Annotated in this window: 12 protein-coding genes and 1 pseudogene; 6 read left to right on the top strand and 7 right to left on the bottom strand. The window is 65.1% G+C overall.

What is annotated here, in order from left to right; genetic code table 11:
• Positions 1 to 86 precede the first annotated feature (86 nt).
• From RR51_RS09835 to RR51_RS09815, 5 genes are all read left to right on the top strand, one after another.
• Positions 87 to 1,403, top strand: a complete 1,317-nt coding sequence (locus tag RR51_RS09835; protein WP_039613364.1) for an MFS transporter — start codon at positions 87 to 89, stop codon at positions 1,401 to 1,403.
• A 15-nt stretch (positions 1,404 to 1,418) separates the two neighbouring features.
• The gene (locus RR51_RS09830; protein ID WP_039613363.1) at positions 1,419 to 2,810 is read left to right on the top strand and encodes an FAD-dependent oxidoreductase; all 1,392 of its coding nucleotides are present in this window, start codon (positions 1,419 to 1,421) and stop codon (positions 2,808 to 2,810) included.
• Positions 2,811 to 2,907: 97 nt separating this feature from the next.
• Entirely contained in the window at positions 2,908 to 3,618 is a 711-nt protein-coding gene (locus tag RR51_RS09825) for a YebC/PmpR family DNA-binding transcriptional regulator (protein ID WP_024086772.1), read from the top strand.
• Positions 3,619 to 3,756: 138 nt separating this feature from the next.
• A complete protein-coding gene (locus RR51_RS09820; RefSeq protein ID WP_039613362.1) occupies positions 3,757 to 4,701 on the top strand; it encodes a LysR family transcriptional regulator in 945 nt (314 codons plus the stop codon).
• Between the two features lie 180 nt (positions 4,702 to 4,881).
• Complete coding sequence (locus RR51_RS09815; RefSeq protein WP_039613361.1) at positions 4,882 to 6,294, top strand: DOPA decarboxylase; 1,413 nt, start codon at positions 4,882 to 4,884, stop codon at positions 6,292 to 6,294.
• A 206-nt stretch (positions 6,295 to 6,500) separates the two neighbouring features.
• Here the strand turns inward: RR51_RS09815 and RR51_RS09810 are convergent, their stop codons facing one another.
• Entirely contained in the window at positions 6,501 to 7,874 is a 1,374-nt protein-coding gene (locus RR51_RS09810; RefSeq protein ID WP_039613360.1) for an MFS transporter, read from the bottom strand.
• Positions 7,875 to 8,164: 290 nt separating this feature from the next.
• Between RR51_RS09810 and quiC the strand changes: the two genes are divergently transcribed.
• On the top strand, positions 8,165 to 10,072 hold the full coding sequence (gene quiC / locus RR51_RS09805) for a 3-dehydroshikimate dehydratase QuiC (RefSeq protein WP_038409298.1): 1,908 nt from the start codon (positions 8,165 to 8,167) through the stop codon (positions 10,070 to 10,072).
• Positions 10,073 to 10,216: 144 nt separating this feature from the next.
• On the opposite strand, the gene RR51_RS09800 is transcribed toward quiC, so the two are convergent.
• The 6 genes and pseudogenes from RR51_RS09800 to RR51_RS09775 all read right to left on the bottom strand — a co-directional run bounded on the left by RR51_RS09800 (position 10,217) and on the right by RR51_RS09775 (position 17,766).
• Positions 10,217 to 10,885, bottom strand: a complete 669-nt coding sequence (locus RR51_RS09800; protein WP_039613359.1) for a class I SAM-dependent methyltransferase — start codon at positions 10,883 to 10,885, stop codon at positions 10,217 to 10,219.
• A gap of 139 nt (positions 10,886 to 11,024) precedes the next feature.
• Entirely contained in the window at positions 11,025 to 12,380 is a 1,356-nt protein-coding gene (gene chrA, locus RR51_RS09795) for a chromate efflux transporter (protein ID WP_039613358.1), read from the bottom strand.
• A 17-nt stretch (positions 12,381 to 12,397) separates the two neighbouring features.
• The gene (locus RR51_RS09790) at positions 12,398 to 13,261 is read right to left on the bottom strand and encodes a sensor domain-containing diguanylate cyclase (RefSeq protein WP_039613357.1); all 864 of its coding nucleotides are present in this window, start codon (positions 13,259 to 13,261) and stop codon (positions 12,398 to 12,400) included.
• Positions 13,262 to 13,351: 90 nt separating this feature from the next.
• A complete protein-coding gene (locus tag RR51_RS09785) occupies positions 13,352 to 14,680 on the bottom strand; it encodes a TolC family outer membrane protein (protein ID WP_039613356.1) in 1,329 nt (442 codons plus the stop codon).
• Position 14,681: 1 nt separating this feature from the next.
• A complete protein-coding gene (locus RR51_RS09780; protein ID WP_039613355.1) occupies positions 14,682 to 16,022 on the bottom strand; it encodes an HlyD family type I secretion periplasmic adaptor subunit in 1,341 nt (446 codons plus the stop codon).
• 6 nt (positions 16,023 to 16,028) lie between these two features.
• Positions 16,029 to 17,766, bottom strand: a pseudogene (locus RR51_RS09775) (type I secretion system permease/ATPase).
• Positions 17,767 to 17,837: the final 71 nt, after the last annotated feature.

The following is a 17,837-nucleotide window of genomic DNA, read 5'->3' as shown; positions in this document are numbered from 1 at the left end:
CCTCGTCATCGCTGTGCGTAACACAAGAACAAGACAGGCGTTTCTTCACATTCTGCCGGCACACTCAAGCAAGAGGTCAGACTTACATGAACCAATCCCTAGCCGCGTTTAAACGCTGGCGTATCCAGATTTTCGCCATTACCTGGCTGGCCTACGCCGCCTTCTACTTCACCCGCAAGGCCTTCTCGGTGGCCAAGCTGGGCATCGGTGAAGACCCCGACTTCATGCTTGACAAGGCCGCCATGGCCAACCTCGACGCCATCTACCTGGCCGCCTACGCCGTGGGCCAGTTCACCTGGGGCATGCTTGCCGACCGCTTTGGCCCACGCGTGGTGGTGCTCGGCGGCCTGCTGATTTCTGCTGCTGCGGCGGTGGTGATGGGCAGTTACGCCACATTCCCGATCTTCGCCACCTGCATGCTGGTGCAGGGCCTGGCGCAATCCACCGGCTGGGCCGGGTTGTGCAAGAACATCGGCAGCTTCTTCCCGGCGTCGCAGCGTGGGCGGGTGCTGGGCCTGTGGAGTTCCTGCTATGCCTTCGGCGGCCTGGTGGCCTCGCCGTTCGCCGGCTGGTGGGCCTACACCCTGGTCGGTACCTGGCACGCGGCGTTCTTCTCCAGTGCCGCGGTGGTGGCACTGGTGGCCGTGCTGTTCTTCTTCCTGCAGCGCAACAAGCCTGAAGACGTCGGCCTGCCGGCGGTGGAGCCCGAGCCGCAGAGCATGGCCCCGGCCGGCAACCTGTGCAGCGTGTGGGCGCCACTGAAGGAGATCATGCGCAACCGCACGGTGCTGACCCTGGGGCTGGCGTACTTCCTGTTGAAACCGGCGCGCTACGCCATCCTGCTGTGGGGGCCGGTGATCGTCTTCGAGCAGATGCCCTCGGTGGGCAAGGTGGGGGCAGCGATCATCCCGACAGCCTTCGAGCTGGCCGGGCTGCTCGGCCCGATCATCATCGGCCTGGCCTCCGACAAGCTGTTCGGCGCCCGGCGCATGCCGGCCTGTGTCATCAGCCTGGTGCTGCTGACCGTGGCGCTGGCGGCATTCATGGCGGCCATGCATACCGGCAGCGTGATCCTGGTGGTGGCCCTGCTGTTCGTCATGGGCCTGACCCTGTACGGGCCGGATTCGATGATCAGCGGTGCCGCGGCCATCGACTTCGGCACCGCCAAGGCCGGTGCCACCGCAGCAGGCTTCGTCAACGGCTGCGGCTCGGTGGGGGCGGTGCTGGGCGGGCTGCTGCCGGGGTACTTCGATGGCGTCACGGTGTTCATCGTGTTTGCCGGCTGCGCGCTGTTCTCGGCGCTGGTGCTGCTGCCGCACTGGAACAGCCGCCCAGCCAGCGCTGCGCAAAGCACCGACGTGGCACCGAATACCAGCATGGCAATCAAGCCACTGCGTACCTGAAAGGAAAGCGAGCGAATGAGACCCTTCTGGCTGCAACAGGCCCTGGATTCGGCGCAAGAGGCGGTGTGCCCGCCGCTGCAAGGCGATGCCCGTTGCGATGTATGCATCGTCGGCGGCGGCTATACCGGCCTGTGGACCGCACTGATGCTCAAGGAAGCGGTGCCGGCCCTGGATATCGTGCTGATCGAGGCCGATATCTGCGGTGCCGGTGCCAGTGGCCGCAATGGTGGCTGTGCGTTGTCCTGGTCGGCCAAGTACTTCACCCTCGAGCGGCTGTTCGGGGTGGCCGAGGCGGTGCGCCTGGTGCGTGAGTCGGAGCGCAGCATCGGTGAGATCGGCGCGTTCTGCGCGGCCAATGGCATCGACTGCGACTACCGCCTGGATGGCACGCTGTACACCGCCACCAACGCCGCGCAGGTCGGCGCCACCGACGCGGTGATCGCTGCGCTGGAGCAAAAGGGGATCAATTCGTTTCGCCGCCTGCCGCTGCCGCAGGTGCAGCGCCTGGCGGGTTCGGCGCGGCACCTGGAAGGCTGGTTCTCGCCGGCCGCGGCCACGGTGCAGCCGGGCAAGCTGGTGCGCGGCCTGCGCCGGGTGGCCTTGCAGCGCGGCGTGCGCATCCATGAGGGCACCGCCATGATCGGCCTGGAGCACGGCGCCCCGGTGCAGGTGCGCACGGCGCATGGCACGGTGCGCGCCGACCGCGTGGTATTGGGCCTGAATGCCTGGATGGCGCGGGCTTTCCCGCAGTTCGAGCGCAGCGTGGCGATTGTTTCCAGCGACATGGTGATCACCGAACCTTGCCCTGAGCTGCTGCACCAGATCGGCCTGGACAGTGGCATCAGCGTGCTCGATTCGCGGATATTCGTGCATTACTACCACAACACCTCCGATGGTCGGCTGATGCTCGGCAAGGGCGGCAATACCTTCGCCTATGGCGGGCGCATGCTGCCGGTGTTCGACCAGCCGTCGCCGTACCGGCCGCTGCTGCGTGAAAGCCTGGGCGGGTTCTTCCCGGCACTGGCGCAAGTGCCGCTGGCGGCCAGCTGGAACGGGCCGTCCGACCGCTCGGTGACCGGTTTGCCGTTCTTTGGCCGGCTGAACGGGCAGGGCAACGTGTTCTACGGCTTTGGTTACTCCGGCAGCGGCGTCGGGCCGTGCCACATGGGCGGGCAGATTCTGTCGTCGCTGGCGCTGGGGCTGGACAACCCATGGACCCGTTCGCCGCTGGTCAAGGGGCCGCTGGGGCTGTTCCCGCCCGAGCCGATTCGCTACCTGGGCTCGCTGATGGTGCGCAATGCCATCCGCCGCAAGGAGCGGGCAGAGGACCGTGGGCAGCGGCCGCGGAGGCTGGATGTGCGGTTGGCGCGGTTCGCGGCGGCGGCGGGCAAAGCCGATAAAGGCTGATGAGATTTCTTGTCGAATACAGGCCAGAGGGCGTATAAACTGCACCCACTTTTGGCCGGTCGCTTCCTGAACCGGCCGCTGAAACAAGAGAGTCGACATGGGCGCACAGTGGAAAGCCAAACATAAAGAAGCCGCGGCCAACGCCAAAGGCAAGATCATGGGCAAGCTGTCCAAAGAGATCCAGATCGCCGCCAAGTCCGGCGCCGACCCGGACATGAACCCACGCCTGCGCCTGGCCATCGAGCAGGCCAAGAAGGCCTCGATGACCCGCGAGACCCTGGAGCGCGCAATCCGCAAGGGCGCGGGCCTGGACGGCGATGCCGTGCAGTACTCGGCGGTAAGCTACGAAGGTTTCGCCCCGCACCAGGTGCCGCTGATCGTCGAGTGCCTGACTGACAACGTCAACCGCACCGTCGCGCAGATCCGCGTGCTGTTCCGCAAGGGCCAGCTGGGTGCCAGCGGTTCGGTGGCCTGGGACTTCAACCATGTCGGCCTGATCGAAGCCACCCCGAACGGCGACGCCGACCCGGAAATGGCGGCCATCGAAGCCGGCGCTCAGGACTTCGAGGAAGGCGACGAAGAGGGTTCGACCCTGTTCATCACCGACACCACCGACCTGGACGCCGTGCAGAAGGCCCTGCCTGAGCACGGCTTCACCGTGACCTCGGCGAAGATCGGCTACACCCCGAAGAACCCGGTGAGCGCGGCAACCCTGAGTGCCGAGGCGCTGGCCGAGGTGGAAGCGTTCCTCGAGGCGATCGACGAGAACGATGACGTGCAGAACGTTTATGTTGGTCTGACTGACTGATCTGCTTCTCTGGGGCCGCTTTGCGGCCCATCGCGACACAAGGCCGCTCCTACAGGGGAACGCATGACCCATGTAGGAGCGGCCTTGTGTCGCGAAACGAGGGCAAAGCCCTCGCCAGCGGTCTGGAGCCGAACCCCGATGAACCCCGCTTTCGCCTCCCTCAGCCTCGCCCACCTGCGCACCCTCGACCACCTGCTGCAGCTGAAGAACCTCAGCCACGCCGCCGAGCGCCTCGGCGTCAGCCAGTCCGCCCTCAGCCGGCAGCTGGCCCACCTGCGCGAAGCCTTCGACGACCCGTTGCTGGTACGCCAGGGCCGCGGTTACGTGCTCAGCGAACACGCCGAAGCCCTGGTCGAACCCCTGCGCCAGGTTCTCGAGGAGCTGCACGCCCTGCGCCAGCCCGCGGTGTTCGACCCGGCGCGTTGCGAGCGGCGCTTCTGTCTGGCCGCGTCGGACTATGTGGCCGAGCACATGCTGCCGCTGCTGGTGGCGGCGCTGGAGCGCGAAGCGCCGGGTGTATCGCTGGAGTACCGCACCTGGCAGGCCGGCCAGTACGCCTTGCTGGCCAGCGGCGAGATCGACCTGGCCACCACGTTGTTCGACGAGTCGCCACCCAACCTGCACGGTCGGTTGTTGGGCGAGGACCGGGCAGTGTGCCTGATGCGCCACGACCACCCGCTGGCTGCCCACGATGCGCTCAGCCAGGCCGACTACCTGGCGCACAAGCATGTGCGTATTTCCGGCGGAGGCGACAAGGACAGCTTCATCGACCGCCACTTGCGCGCCCAGGGCCTGCAACGGCGGGTCAGCCTGGAAGTGCCGTTCTTCTCGGCCACCGTGCAGGTGATTGCCAACAGCCAGGCGCTGGCCACCGTGCCCGAGCACATCGCCCGGCAGCTGTGCCGCCTGCATGACCTGGCCTGGCGGCCGCTGGGTTTCATCGACCACAGCCAGCGCTACTGGGTAGTGTGGCACCAGCGCCTGCAGGCCTCGGCCGAACACCGCTGGTTGCGCAACCGGGTGTTCGAGTTGTGGCGCCAGTCGCAGTTCGGTGTGCAGGGCGGGCATGCGGGTTTGCCATAGCAGGTATGCGCGAGGTGGGGTTATTCACTTCGGGATAGGTGCCTAGACTGGGGCATTGTGTTGCCTGTACCGGCCTCTTCGCGGGTAAACCCGCTCCCACAGGTGCTGCATCGCTTGTGGGAGCGGGTTTACCCGCGAAGAGGCCGGTACAGGCGGCGAACCACCCACAGGAGACCCCAGGTGACCCCCGAACAATTCCGCCAGTACGGCCACCAACTGATCGACCTGATCGCCGACTACCGCCAATCCGTCGGCGAGCGCCCGGTCATGGCCCAGGTTGAGCCCGGCTATCTCAAGGCTGCGTTGCCTGCACAGGCCCCCCGGCAAGGCGAACCTTTCGCCGCGATCCTCGACGACGTCAACCAGTTGGTCATGCCCGGCCTGTCCCATTGGCAGCACCCGGACTTCTACGGCTACTTCCCCTCCAATGGCACCCTGTCGTCGGTCCTCGGTGACTTCCTCAGCACTGGCCTGGGCGTGCTGGGCCTTTCCTGGCAGTCCAGCCCGGCCCTGAGCGAGCTGGAGGAAACCACCCTCGACTGGCTGCGTCAGCTACTCGGCCTGTCTGGCCAATGGAGCGGGGTGATCCAGGACACCGCATCCACCAGCACCCTGGTGGCGCTGATCTGCGCACGGGAACGCGCCAGCGACTACGCACTGGTACGCGGCGGCCTGCAAGCCCAGGCCAAGCCGCTGATCGTCTATGTCAGCGCCCATGCCCACAGCTCGGTGGACAAAGCCGCATTGCTGGCCGGTTTTGGCCGCGACAACATACGCCTGATCCCGACCGACGAACGCTACGCTCTGCGCCCGGAGGCCCTGCAGGCTGCGATCGAGCAGGATCTGGCCGCTGGCAACCAGCCTTGCGCGGTGGTCGCGACCACCGGCACCACCGCCACCACGGCCCTCGACCCACTGCGGCCGATCGGCGAGATCGCCCAGGCCCATGGCCTGTGGCTGCATGTGGACTCGGCCATGGCCGGCTCGGCGATGATCCTGCCGGAATGCCGCTGGATGTGGGACGGCATCGAGCTGGCCGATTCGCTGGTGGTCAACGCGCACAAGTGGCTGGGCGTGGCCTTCGATTGCTCGATCTACTACGTGCGCGACCCACAGCACCTGATCCGGGTGATGAGCACCAACCCCAGCTACCTGCAGTCGGCGGTGGACGGCGAGGTGAAGAACCTGCGTGACTGGGGTATCCCGCTGGGCCGCCGGTTCCGCGCATTGAAGCTGTGGTTCATGCTGCGCAGCGAGGGGGTCGAGGCGTTGCAGGCACGGCTGCGGCGTGACCTGGACAATGCCCAGTGGCTGGCCGGGCAAATCGGCGCGGCGGCGGAGTGGGAGGTGCTGGCGCCGGTGCAGTTGCAGACGTTGTGCATTCGCCATCGGCCGGCGGGGCTGGAAGGGGAGGCGCTGGATGCGCATACCAAGGGCTGGGCCGAACGGCTGAATGCGTCCGGGGATGCCTATGTGACGCCGGCGACGCTGGATGGGCGGTGGATGGTGCGGGTGTCCATTGGCGCATTGCCGACCGAGCGGGAGCATGTCGAACAGCTCTGGGCGCGCTTGCAGGAAGTGGTCAAGGGCTGAAACTGCCGGGGCCGCGTTGCGGCCCATTCGCGGGCAAGCCCGCTCCCACAGGATCGCATCAAGGCTCAAGCTGATACGGTACCTGTAGGAGCGGGCTTGCCCGCGAAAGGGCTCCCACAAGGATCGCACAAGGCTTGAAGCCTATGCGGTCAAGGTGGGAGCTGGCTTGCCGGCGAAAGGGCTGCGGAGCAGCCCCCTGCAATCTGTCAGTGGCTCACCGCCTGAAAGCTCCCTTTACGGCTAGCTTCGTACGCGGTCTTGTCCATCGGCTTGGCATCGGGGTCACCCAGGTCTTCCATCGCCAGGCGATGGGTTTCCGGTGCAATGTAGGCTGCCAAAGCACACACGCAGGTGATGAAGAACGCCAGGCTACCAACCACCAACGGGATGTTGTCCGAACCAGGCGGGGCAACCAGGGCGAACAGCGCCGGCAGCATGGCGGTCAGCATGGTGCCGATGTTCTGCGCGATGGCCATGGCCGAAACACGGTAGCGGGTGTGGAACAACTCTGGGTAGAAGCTTGGGAACACCGCGTTGTAACCCTGGTACACCATGCCCCACATCACGATCGACGAGGCGAACGCCAGCGGTACGTTCTGGATGCTGATCGCATACAGGTAGACGAAGGCCAGCAGGCCAGAGCCCAGGCAACCGGCGATCATGGTCGGGCGACGGCCAATCTTGTCGGACAGGTTGCCGACAAACGGAATCACCAGCACCGCGACGATGTTGCCGACTACCGGAATCCACAGGTACACGCTCTTGTCGAAGCCGATGCCATAGGCCGGCTGCACCGCGTAGGCCGCACCGAAGATGGTGGCGACCACCGGGATCACGTTCATCAAGGCCATGAACATCACCAGCACCATGTGCTTCCAGCTGTGGCGGAAGGCCTCGCTGATCGGCGACTTGGCGACCTTGTCCTGCTTCTCTTCCTTCACGAACGCCGGGGTTTCGTGCACTTCCTTACGGATGATGAAGCCGGCGATCAGCACGAAGGCGCTCAGCAGGAACGGAATGCGCCAGCCCCAGTCGTTGAAGGCTTCGCTAGGCATGAAGTAGGCCAGTGGCAGGAACACTGCCGCCGCCAGCACCTGGCCAGCCTGCACGCCTTGCAAGGTGAAACTGGCGTAGTAGCCCCGTCGACCGAACGGTGCGTGCTCCATGATCATGGAACTGGCTCCGGAGATTTCCCCGGCCACGGCAAAGCCCTGGACCAGGCGCAGCACCACCAGCAACGCCGGGGCGAGCAGGCCGATGTCGTGGTAGGTGGGCAGCAGGCCAACGGCCATGGTCGACAGGCCCATCAGGAACATGCACAGCAGCAGTACGTTCTTGCGGCCGCGGGTGTCACCCCAGTGGCCCAGCACGAAGGCGCCGACCGGGCGCGCCAGGTAACCCACGCCGTAGGTGGCCAGCGAGGCGATGATGGCCATTTTCGGGTCGGTGTTGGGGAAGAAGATCTGCGGGAAAATCAGCGCAGCAGCCTGGGCGTAGATGAAGAAGTCGTAGTACTCGAGTGCCGAGCCTATCCATCCACTGGCAGTCGCTTTCTTGGCTTGAGAGCTGGAGTGAGCCATCGTTGTCTCCGTTGTTATTGTTGTTTGCACAGGTTCCGCCGGAGATTCGCCAAGGCAGGAGGCGAGGGTCGGTGTGCCTGCGTCTGTGGTTCATGTTGACCACGGGCCAGTGGGCTGGCAATTCGCTAAAACCGGTTTTGTTCGATAATCGAACGCAAAACTAACCATTCCGTACAAAGAGATTGAAGCGACGACTTTACCTGCGAATAATCGATCGTGCCAGGAACTGTGGCGCTGATTTTCCAGGTCCTGCCCTGGCCTTGATCCTCTAACAACAAGGAACTCCCGCCATGCAGCGTTCGATCGCTACCGTGTCCTTGAGCGGCACCCTGCCGGAAAAGCTCGAAGCCATCGCCGCCGCCGGTTTTGACGGCGTCGAGATCTTCGAAAACGACCTGCTCTATTACGCCGGCAGCCCGCGCCAGGTACGGCAGATGTGCGCCGACCTGGGTATTGCCATCACCCTGTTCCAGCCGTTCCGCGATTTCGAGGGTTGCCGCCGCGACCGCCTGCAGAAGAACCTCGACCGCGCCGAGCGCAAGTTCGACCTGATGCAGGAACTGGGCACCGACCTGGTGCTGGTGTGCAGCAACGTCCAGGCCGATGCCCTGGGTGAAGAGCAATTGCTGGTCGACGACCTGCGCCTGCTGGCCGAGCACGCTGGCAAACGCGGCCTGCGCATTGGCTACGAAGCCCTGGCCTGGGGCCGCCACGTCAATACCTACCAGCAGGTCTGGAACCTGGTGCGCCAGGCCGACCACCCGGCCCTCGGCGTGATCCTCGACAGCTTCCACACCTTGTCGCTCAAGGGCGACCCGAGCGCGATCCGCGACATCCCCGGCGACAAGATCTTCTTCGTGCAAATGGCCGACGCGCCGATCCTGGCCATGGATGTGCTGGAGTGGAGCCGCCACTTCCGCTGCTTCCCGGGGCAGGGCGAGATGGACATGGCCGGTTTCCTGGCGCCGATCCTTGCCACCGGCTACCGTGGGCCGCTGTCGCTGGAAATCTTCAACGACGGCTTCCGCGCCGCACCGCCCCGGCAGAATGCCGCCGACGGCCTGCGTTCGCTGCTGTATCTCGAAGAGCACACCCGCCTGCGCCTGGAGCAGGAAGGTACCTCGATCGAGCCCGGTGTGCTGTTCACCCCACCGGCGGCCAGTGCTTATGACGGCGTGGAGTTCCTCGAGTTTGCAGTCGACGAAGCCGTCGGCGCGCGCCTGGGCAGTTGGCTGAAGCGCCTGGGCTTTGCCGATGCCGGCAAGCACCGCAGCAAAGAGGTGCAGTTGCTGCGCCAGGGCGATATCAACATTGTGCTGAACGCCGAACCCTATTCCTTCGGCCACAACTTCTTCGAGGCCCACGGGCCGTCGCTGTGCGCCACCGCGCTGCGGGTCAAGGACCAGCAAGCCGCCCTGAAGCGCGCCACCGCCTTCCGTGGCCAGCCATTCCGTGGCCTGGTCGGGCCCAACGAGTGCGAAGTGCCGGCGGTACGTGCGCCAGATGGCAGCCTGCTGTACCTGGTGGAGCAGGGCACTGCCGGCCAGACCCTGTACGACACCGACTTCAGCCTGGACAAGAACGCCACCGCCACCGGCGGCCTGCGCCGTATCGACCACATGGCCCTGGCCCTGCCGGCCGAGTCGCTGGACAGCTGGGTGCTGTTCTACAAGAGCCTGTTCGATTTCGAAGCCGATGACGAAGTGGTGCTGCCGGACCCGTACGGCCTGGTCAAGAGCCGCGCGCTGCGTAGCCAATGCGGCACCCTGCGCCTGCCGCTGAACATCTCGGAAAACCGCAACACCGCGATCGCCCATGCGCTGTCCAGCTATCGTGGTTCGGGCGTGCACCACATCGCTTTCGATTGCGACGACATCTTCCGCGAAGTGGCGCGGGCCAAACTGGCCGGGGTACCGTTGCTGGAGATCCCGCTGAACTACTACGACGACCTGGCGGCGCGTTTCGATTTCGACGACGAGTTCCTCAGCGAACTGGCCTACTACAACGTGCTGTACGACCGCGATGCCCAAGGCGGCGAGCTGTTCCACGTGTATACCGAGCCGTTCGAAGAGCGTTTCTTCTTCGAGATCATCCAGCGCAAGGGGGGGTATGCCGGTTACGGTGCCGCCAACGTTGCGGTGCGCCTGGCGGCCATGGCCAAGGCCCGCAGCGGGGCGGCGCGCAAGCCGGTCCTCTGAGCCCGGCGCGGTCCCTGTAGGAGCGGCCTTGTGTCGCGACGGGCTGCAAGGCGGCCCCAGGATTTCAGCAGCACCGCATGAATCCTGGGGCCGCCTTGCAGCCCATCGCGACACAAGGCCGCTCCTACACCGACCGCGTATGCTTCAAGGGCGTTCGGCCACCAACAGCAGCGACTGTGGCAGCGCACTCTGGGGGTGCTGTGGCTCCTGCAGGCTGACCAGCCGCAACCCTGCCATGTCCAGCGCGTTCAGCCAGCTGGCCAGGGTGCGGAAGTACCACGGCATCACCTGCCAATTCCCGCCGAACCCGGCAAACGACTCTTCCCGCCAGCCATCCTGGTAATCGCCATCCGCCACGCTCCACGGGTGCAGGGTCTGGATCACCAGCGCACCGCCAGGCGCCAGCAAGGCATTCATCGCTGCCAGCAGCGGAATGATGTCCTGCTGCAACAGGGCGAAGTTGGCACAGATCAGGTCATAGTCCTTGCCAACATAGGCCTGCCCGGCGGCCAGCTGTGCATAGCTGGCCAGGTGCACCTCGGCGGAACCCGCAGCACGCGCGGCATCCACCAGCGCCCGGTCACCGTCCACACCTACCGCCTCGACACCCCGGTCGCCCAGCGCGCGCAGCAGCCAACCTTCACCACAGCCCAGGTCGAGCACCCGTTCGGGCTGGCGGCCAAGAATGGCCAGCAGGATGGCCTGGTCGGTGACCTGGCGACGGCTGTCGATACTGCCGCTGCGCACCGCATCGATCCATGCCTGAGCGTTGTGCTGCCAGCTGTCAAGCAAGGCGTCTTCAGGGTTGCGCATGTTCATCTCCGTTGGATTGGAGATAGGCCCTGCGACCTATCACTACCCTCTGTAGGAGCAGCCTTGTGCTGCGAAGAGGTCAGTATGGCAGACAGATTTCCGCCAGCCATGCGGGCATCTTCGCAGCACAAGGCTGCTCCTACAGTGGGCTCGACAGATGGGTGGCAAGCCCCGCCAGGGCACAGGCTATCAACACCTGGATCACCCCACGCTTGTAACGGAACAGCGCCACCGCCGCCGCCAGCGCAATCAGCGCCGAAGGCCAGTCGAACCGCCCGTCGAAACCGGCCGGCCACAATACGTGGTAGCCGAAGAACAGCGCGAGGTTGAGGATCACGCCCACTACCGCCGCGGTTATCCCGGTCAGCGGGGCGGTGAATTTGAGTTCGTTGTGGGTCGATTCCACCAGCGGGCCACCGGCCAGGATGAACAGGAACGAGGGCAGGAAGGTGAACCAGGTCACCAGGCTCGCTGCTACCGCGCCGGCCATGAACGCCTGGTCGGTGCCGAACATGGGGTGTAGGTAGCCACCGACGAAGGCGACGAAGGCCACCACCATGATCAGCGGCCCGGGGGTGGTTTCCCCCAACGCCAGGCCATCGATCATCTGCGTCGGCGACAGCCAGCCGTAATGGCCGACGGCCCCCTGGTAGACGTAGGGCAGCACCGCGTAGGCGCCACCGAAGGTCAGCAATGCCGCCTTGGTGAAGAACCAGCCCATTTGCGTCAAGGTGCCTTGCCAGCCAAAGGTAGCCATCAGTACCCCCATGGGCAGCAGCCACAGCGCGGCACCCACCAGCAGCAGGCCCAGCAGCCGCCCCCAGCTGAAGCGGGCGTGCTCTGGCGCCGGTGTGTCGTCGATCACGGCCGGGCCATGGCTGGCTCTGGTTGCGCCGTGGCCACCACCAGGCGCGAACTGCCCCGGTAGCAGCCGCCCGCCGATATGGCCCAGCAGCGCGGCCGCCAGCACGATCAGCGGGAAGGGAACGTCGAGCGCGAAAATGGCCACGAACGAGGCCGCGGCAATGGCCCACAACCAGCCGTTTTTCAGGGCGCGCGTGCCAATGCGATGTGCGGCATGCACGACGATGGCGGTCACGGCCGGCTTGATCCCGTAGAAAATGCCAGCCACCACCGGCACTTCGCCCCAGGCCAAATAGACCCACGACAGGCCGATCAGGATGAACAGCGACGGCAGCACGAACAGGGTGCCGGCAATCACCCCACCCCAGGTGCGGTGCATCAGCCAGCCAATGTAGGTGGCCAGTTGCTGGGCCTCGGGGCCAGGCAGCAGCATGCAGTAGTTGAGGGCATGCAGAAAGCGCCGCTCGCTGATCCAGCGGCGCCGCTCCACCAGTTCCTGATGCATGATCGCTATCTGCCCCGCCGGGCCGCCGAAGCTGATGAAACCCAGCTTCAGCCAGAACAGCAAGGCCTCGATCCGGCTGATGTGACCACGCGTTTGCTCGGCGGCGCCTTGTAGGTGTTCCGTCATTTTCTTCCCTTTGGTATTCAGCTGGCCGCAGCGCGCTGTCGCTTGATCCGGTACATATCGCCATCAGCATGGCGCAGCAGCATGTCGGCATCATTGCCGTCTTCGGGGAAACGGGCCACGCCAATGCTGCAGGACGGCGCTCCGATACCCGCAAACTCGGCGCCGAGTGGCTCGGCCATGGCTGCCAGGATGCGTGCCACCTGCTCGGCAATGGCCTCTGGCGAGGCGTAGTCGGTCAACAGCACGGTGAACTCGTCACCGCCCATCCGCGCCACTGTATCGGCCGCCCCAACGCAGCCTTCCAGGCGCCGCGCCAGAATGCACAGCACCCGGTCACCCACGCTGTGGCCGTGGTTGTCGTTGATATCCTTGAAGTCATTGATATCGATGAACAGCAACGCCAGCGGGTGGTTGTGGTGCCGGGCCGCGACAAGTGCGGTGCCCAGCCGCTCATTGAACATGGCCCGGTTGGCCAGGCGAGTCAGCGGGTCATGGTGGGCCAGGAAACGCAATTCTTCCTCGGCCTGGTGTTGGGCGGTGATATCCCGCGCTACACCAATGCGGGCATTGGCCTCATCGGACCAGGAGGCCGACCACAGGATATGCACGATACTGCCATCCTTGCGGATGTAGCGGTTACGGAAGTCGTAATGGGGTTGGCCGTTCATCACCCGTACGATCGACGCGCGGGTAATCGCCAGGTCGTCAGGGTGCATGTAGTCGGTGATCGGGGTGCCGATCAGCTCGCAGGCCTGGTAGCCCAGCAGCGCCTCGCAGGCATCGCTGACGAAAACGATCTGGTTGTCCCTGTCGACCACGAACACCGTGTCCAGCATCAGGTGGATCAGCCTGGGGTATAACGATTGCAGGTCTACGGGCATGGGGCATGGCGTCCGCGGCGGGGTCACCGATCATAGCCTGAAATGGAACAAAATGCGGTAGGCGCCGCTGTGGGAGCGGGCCGCCGATAGTCAGTTGCTTACTACCAGTTCCGGCCCGAGGTAATCGTTGATCTGCTGGATATCGTCATCTCCCAGGCTGCCCACCGACGATGCCAGGCGCAGCCGCGACATCAGGTAGTTCAGCTTCGCCTCGAACAGGTCATGCCGGGCGTCAAAAAGCAATTCCTCGGCATTGAGCACATCCGAGTTGGTGCTGGTGCCGCCCTCCCTGAAGCCCTTGCGGGCCGAAAGCAACGAGCGTTCGTTGGATGCCACGGCCTTTTCCAGCGCCTGGATGCGCAAGGCGCCACTCTGTACGCCGCGGTACTCGCGGGTGGTGTCGGAGATCACTTCCTGGCGCGTGGCATCCAGTTCATCCAGTGCCTTGGAACTGTTGGCGCTGGCCTGGCGGGTGAGGGCGCTGGTGCTGCCGCCGCTGTATAGCGGAATGTTCAGCTCCAGCCCGATCGAGCTGTAGTGGTTGCGCTGGTTCAGTTCGGAGATCGACTGGCTGCTGCCGGCGGTATAGCCCGCCACGAAATCCAGGGTCGGCCAGTGCCCGGCGCGGGCGCGTTTCACTTCTTCTTCGGCCAGCTCGTAGTTGTGCCGGCGCGCATGGATCAACGGGCTGTCGGCCTGGGCCTTGACCAGCCAGTCCTGCAGGTTGCCCGGCATCAGCGGCGGTGTGTTGAAGCCCGGTTGCAAGGTGGTCAGCGACTCGGGCGTTTCACCAATGTATTCCTCCAGCTTGCGGCGGGCGTTGACCAGGTTGTCCTGGGCCTCGATCAGGTCGGCATCGGCCAGGTCGCGACGGGCTACCGACTCGTCGATGTCGGTGATGGTGCCGGCGCCCAGCTCCATGCGCCGCTTTGCCGACGCCAGCTGCTCTTCGAAGGCATTCAGCTTGGCCTTGGCCAGGGTGATGGTTTCGCTGGCGAGCAGCACGTCGAAGTAGGCGTCGGCCAGGCGCACCGCAGCGTCCTGGGTCTTGGCATCGAACACCGCCACGCTGTAGTCGGCACGTTGCTGGCCCTGATGGTATTCGGCCATCTTCTGCTTGTTGAACAGCGGTTGGCGCAACCGCACGTTGGCACCCTTGGAGTCATAGTCCAGGTCGTTGTCCCGGCCACTCTGACGCTGGCTGCCATTGACCTTGTTGAAGTAACCCACAGCGTTGATCTGCGGCAGCAGGCCGGCCTGGCCGATGGCGCGGTTCTCGCTGCCGGCTTCTTTCTCGTGCACCGCGGCGCGGTAGATCGGGCCCTGGTACTGCAGCAGGTCCCAGGCTTGCTTCAGGTCCATGGCACTGGCCTGTACGGACAACCCCAACAGGCACAACATCAGGCACGGGCGATTCATGTCATTGCTCCTTGAACGAGGCGTCCACGCGTTCGAGCATCGGCTTGAGCAGGTAGCTGAGCAGGTTGCGCTCGCCGGTCTTGATGGTGACGGTGGCCGGCATCCCGGGGCGGATATGGTTGCTGCCCAGCAGGGCCATGCCGTCCTGCGTCACTTCCACCTGGGCCAGGTAATACGGCTGCTTGCTTTCTTCGTCCATCAGGCGGTCGGCAGAGATGGTCTTGACCCGCCCCGGGATATTCGGCGTCTTCGCATGGTTGAAGGCCGGGAAGGCCAGGTCCACGTCCAGGCCCGGCACCATCTTGTCGATGGCCTGTACCGGGATCATCGCGTCCACCTGCAATGGCTGGTCCAGCGGCACCACCTCCATGATCTTGGCCCCTGGCTGGATGATGCCGCCTACCGTGGCGATGCTCAGGGCCTGGACCATGCCGTCGATCGGCGAGCGGATCACCGTATGGGTCACTTCGTAGTCCAGCGCGCGCAGGCGATCGGCCAGGGTGGTGTTCTCCTTGGCGGTATCGGTCAGCTGCGATTCCACTTCCTTGAGGTAGTCGTGCTGGCGTTGCAGGATGCGCAGCTTGATCTCGGTGGCCTGGCTGCGCGCCCGGGCAATGTTGTTGAGGTTTTCGGCCTGACCGGCGGACAGGTCGGCATTGTTGCGCTCCAGCTCCAGCAGGCGATTGCGTGGTACATAGCCTTCGGCGGCGAGCACGCGTGTGCCTTGCAGTTCCTGGTTGAGGAAGCCGATCTGCGAGGCGCGGGCGCCATACACCTGCTGCAGGCCCTTGAGCTGCACCGCCGTGGCAGCCAGGTTTTCCTCGAGGATGCTCAGTTCGCCAGCCAGGCCCGCGCGGCGGGTGTCCAGCAGGCGCTGTTGCAGGTCCATGGCTGCCAGCAGGCGCGGGTCGCCGCCGTAGTGCTCAAGCAGGGCAGGGTCGAAGGTGACCTGGTCGCGGCCATCGCGCTCGGCTTCCAGGCGGTTCTCCACCGTCTTGCTGACGATGTACTGGGCGCTGACCGCACCCTGTTCGGCCACCGCGCGCAGGGCGTCCAGGCGTACTACCTCCTGGCCTTTCTTCACAACATCGCCTTCACGCACCAGGATCGCCTCGACCGTGCCACCGGTCAGGTGCTGCACGGCCTTGCGGTTGCTGCTGACCTTGACGGTACCGGTGGCGACCACACCGGCATCCAGCGGCGCCAGGCCCGACCACAGCAGGAAACCGCCAAAGCCGGCGACGACCAGCCACACGCCCCAGCGTGCCGGCCGATGAATGTCCAGGTCGATCTCGTGGCGAGCCTCGGCGGGAATCAACTCGGTGTGTTGGGTCATCTGCATGATCGGTCACTCCCGTACTTTTACCGACGCCAGCGGCGCAGCGGTCGCCGTCGGGATCACGCTGGCCTTGCGCAGCGCCGCGAACACTTCGTCGCGGCTGCCGAGCATGTGCACGGCACCGTCACGCAGCATCAGCACCTTGTCGACCGCGCACAGCACATTGGGCCGGTGGGAAATCAGGATTACCGTGGCCCCTGTGTGCCTTGAGTTCGGCCAACGCATCGACCAGGGCCTTTTCGCCAACGTCATCGAGGTTGGCGTTGGGCTCGTCCAGCACCACCAGGTTCGGCTCGCCATACAACGCGCGGGCCAGGGCGATGCGTTGCTTCTGGCCACCGGACAGCGGGCTGCCGTCGGCTGCCAGTCGGGTGTCGTAGCCCTGCGGGAAGCGCAGGATCATGTCGTGCACACCGCTGCTGCGGGCAGCGCGGATCACCGCTTCGCTGTCCACTTCGGCAAAGCGTGCGATGTTTTCGGCGATGGTGCCCTCGAACAACTCCACGTCCTGCGGCAGGTAGCCAAGCCACGGGCCGAGTTCGGCCTTGTTCCAGGTGAAGATGTCGGCGCCGTCCAGGCGCACCTTGCCGGCCTGGGTCGGCCACACGCCTACCAGCAGGCGGGCGAGGGTGGATTTGCCCGAAGCCGACGGGCCGATGATGCCCAGGCTTTCACCCGGGACCAGGCTGAAGCTGACCCCGCGCACGATGCTGTTGCTGGTGCCGGGAGCACCGGCGACAACGTTTTCCACGGCCAGCATGCCCATTGGCCGTTGCAGCGACATGCTCGGTGGCCGCTGCGGGTAGTCGTGCAGCAGATCGTTGAGCCGGCCCCAGGCGGAGCGGCTGCCTTGCAGTTGCTTCCACGCGGCGATCACCTGTTCTACCGGGGCCAGGGCGCGGCCGGTGAGGATCGAGCAGGCGATCATCATGCCGGGTGTGATCTTGCCTTCGATCGCCAGCAGTGCGCCGGCGCCGAGGATCACCGATTGCAAGGTAATGCGCACGAAGCGCCCGGTGCTACTGATGATCGCCGCGCGGTCGGAGGCCAGGGTCTGCATCTGCAGGATGCGCAAATGGCCCTGAAACCAGCGCTTGCCGATCGCTGGCAGCATGCCCATGGCTTCGATCACTTCGGCGTTGCGCAGGTTGTTGTTGGCATAGCTGGCCGACGACAGGGCTGCCTGGTTGGCTTCGGCCAAAGGTTTTTGCGTGGCCTTCTCGGTGAGGTAGGCCAGGCCCACCAGGATCAGCGAACCGATCAGCGTGATCAGCCCCAGCAGTGGGTGGATCAGGTAGCAGACCAGCAGGTAGATCGGTGTCCACGGGGCATCGAAGAAAGCGAACAGGCCGTTGCCGGTGAGAAACTGCCGTACCTGGGCCAGGTCCTGCAAGGCCTGGGCCGGGTTGCCGCCGGCGCGGCTCAGGTTGCGTTCGAAGGCAGCGCTGAAGATGCGTCGGTTCAGGTCCATGTCGAGGAAGTTGCCGACCCGGATCAGTACTCGGGTGCGGACCATCTCCAGGGCCGACATCAGCATGAACAGGCCGATCACCAGCAAGGTGAGCATGGTCAGGGTGGTGACGTTGCGGCTGACCAAGGCGCGGTCGTACACCTGCAACATATAAATAGCTGGCGTCAACATCATGACGTTTATGACGCCGCTGAAGGCGGCCAGGGCAAAAAAGCTGCGGCGCAGGCGGAACAGCACGTCGGCCAGCTCGGAACGGGTGCGTGGCGGCTTGTGCATCGGGGGCCTCCCTTTATCACAAACGGGAAGCCCTTGCGGCGGCCCGTACAGCGGTAGTTGTGGCTTCTGGT

It is taken from the genome of Pseudomonas sp. C5pp (assembly GCF_000814065.1).
Classification (GTDB): domain Bacteria; phylum Pseudomonadota; class Gammaproteobacteria; order Pseudomonadales; family Pseudomonadaceae; genus Aquipseudomonas; species Aquipseudomonas asiatica.
The sequence above is the reverse complement of the archived record's forward strand: the minus strand, read 5'-3'. Positions and strand labels throughout refer to the sequence as shown.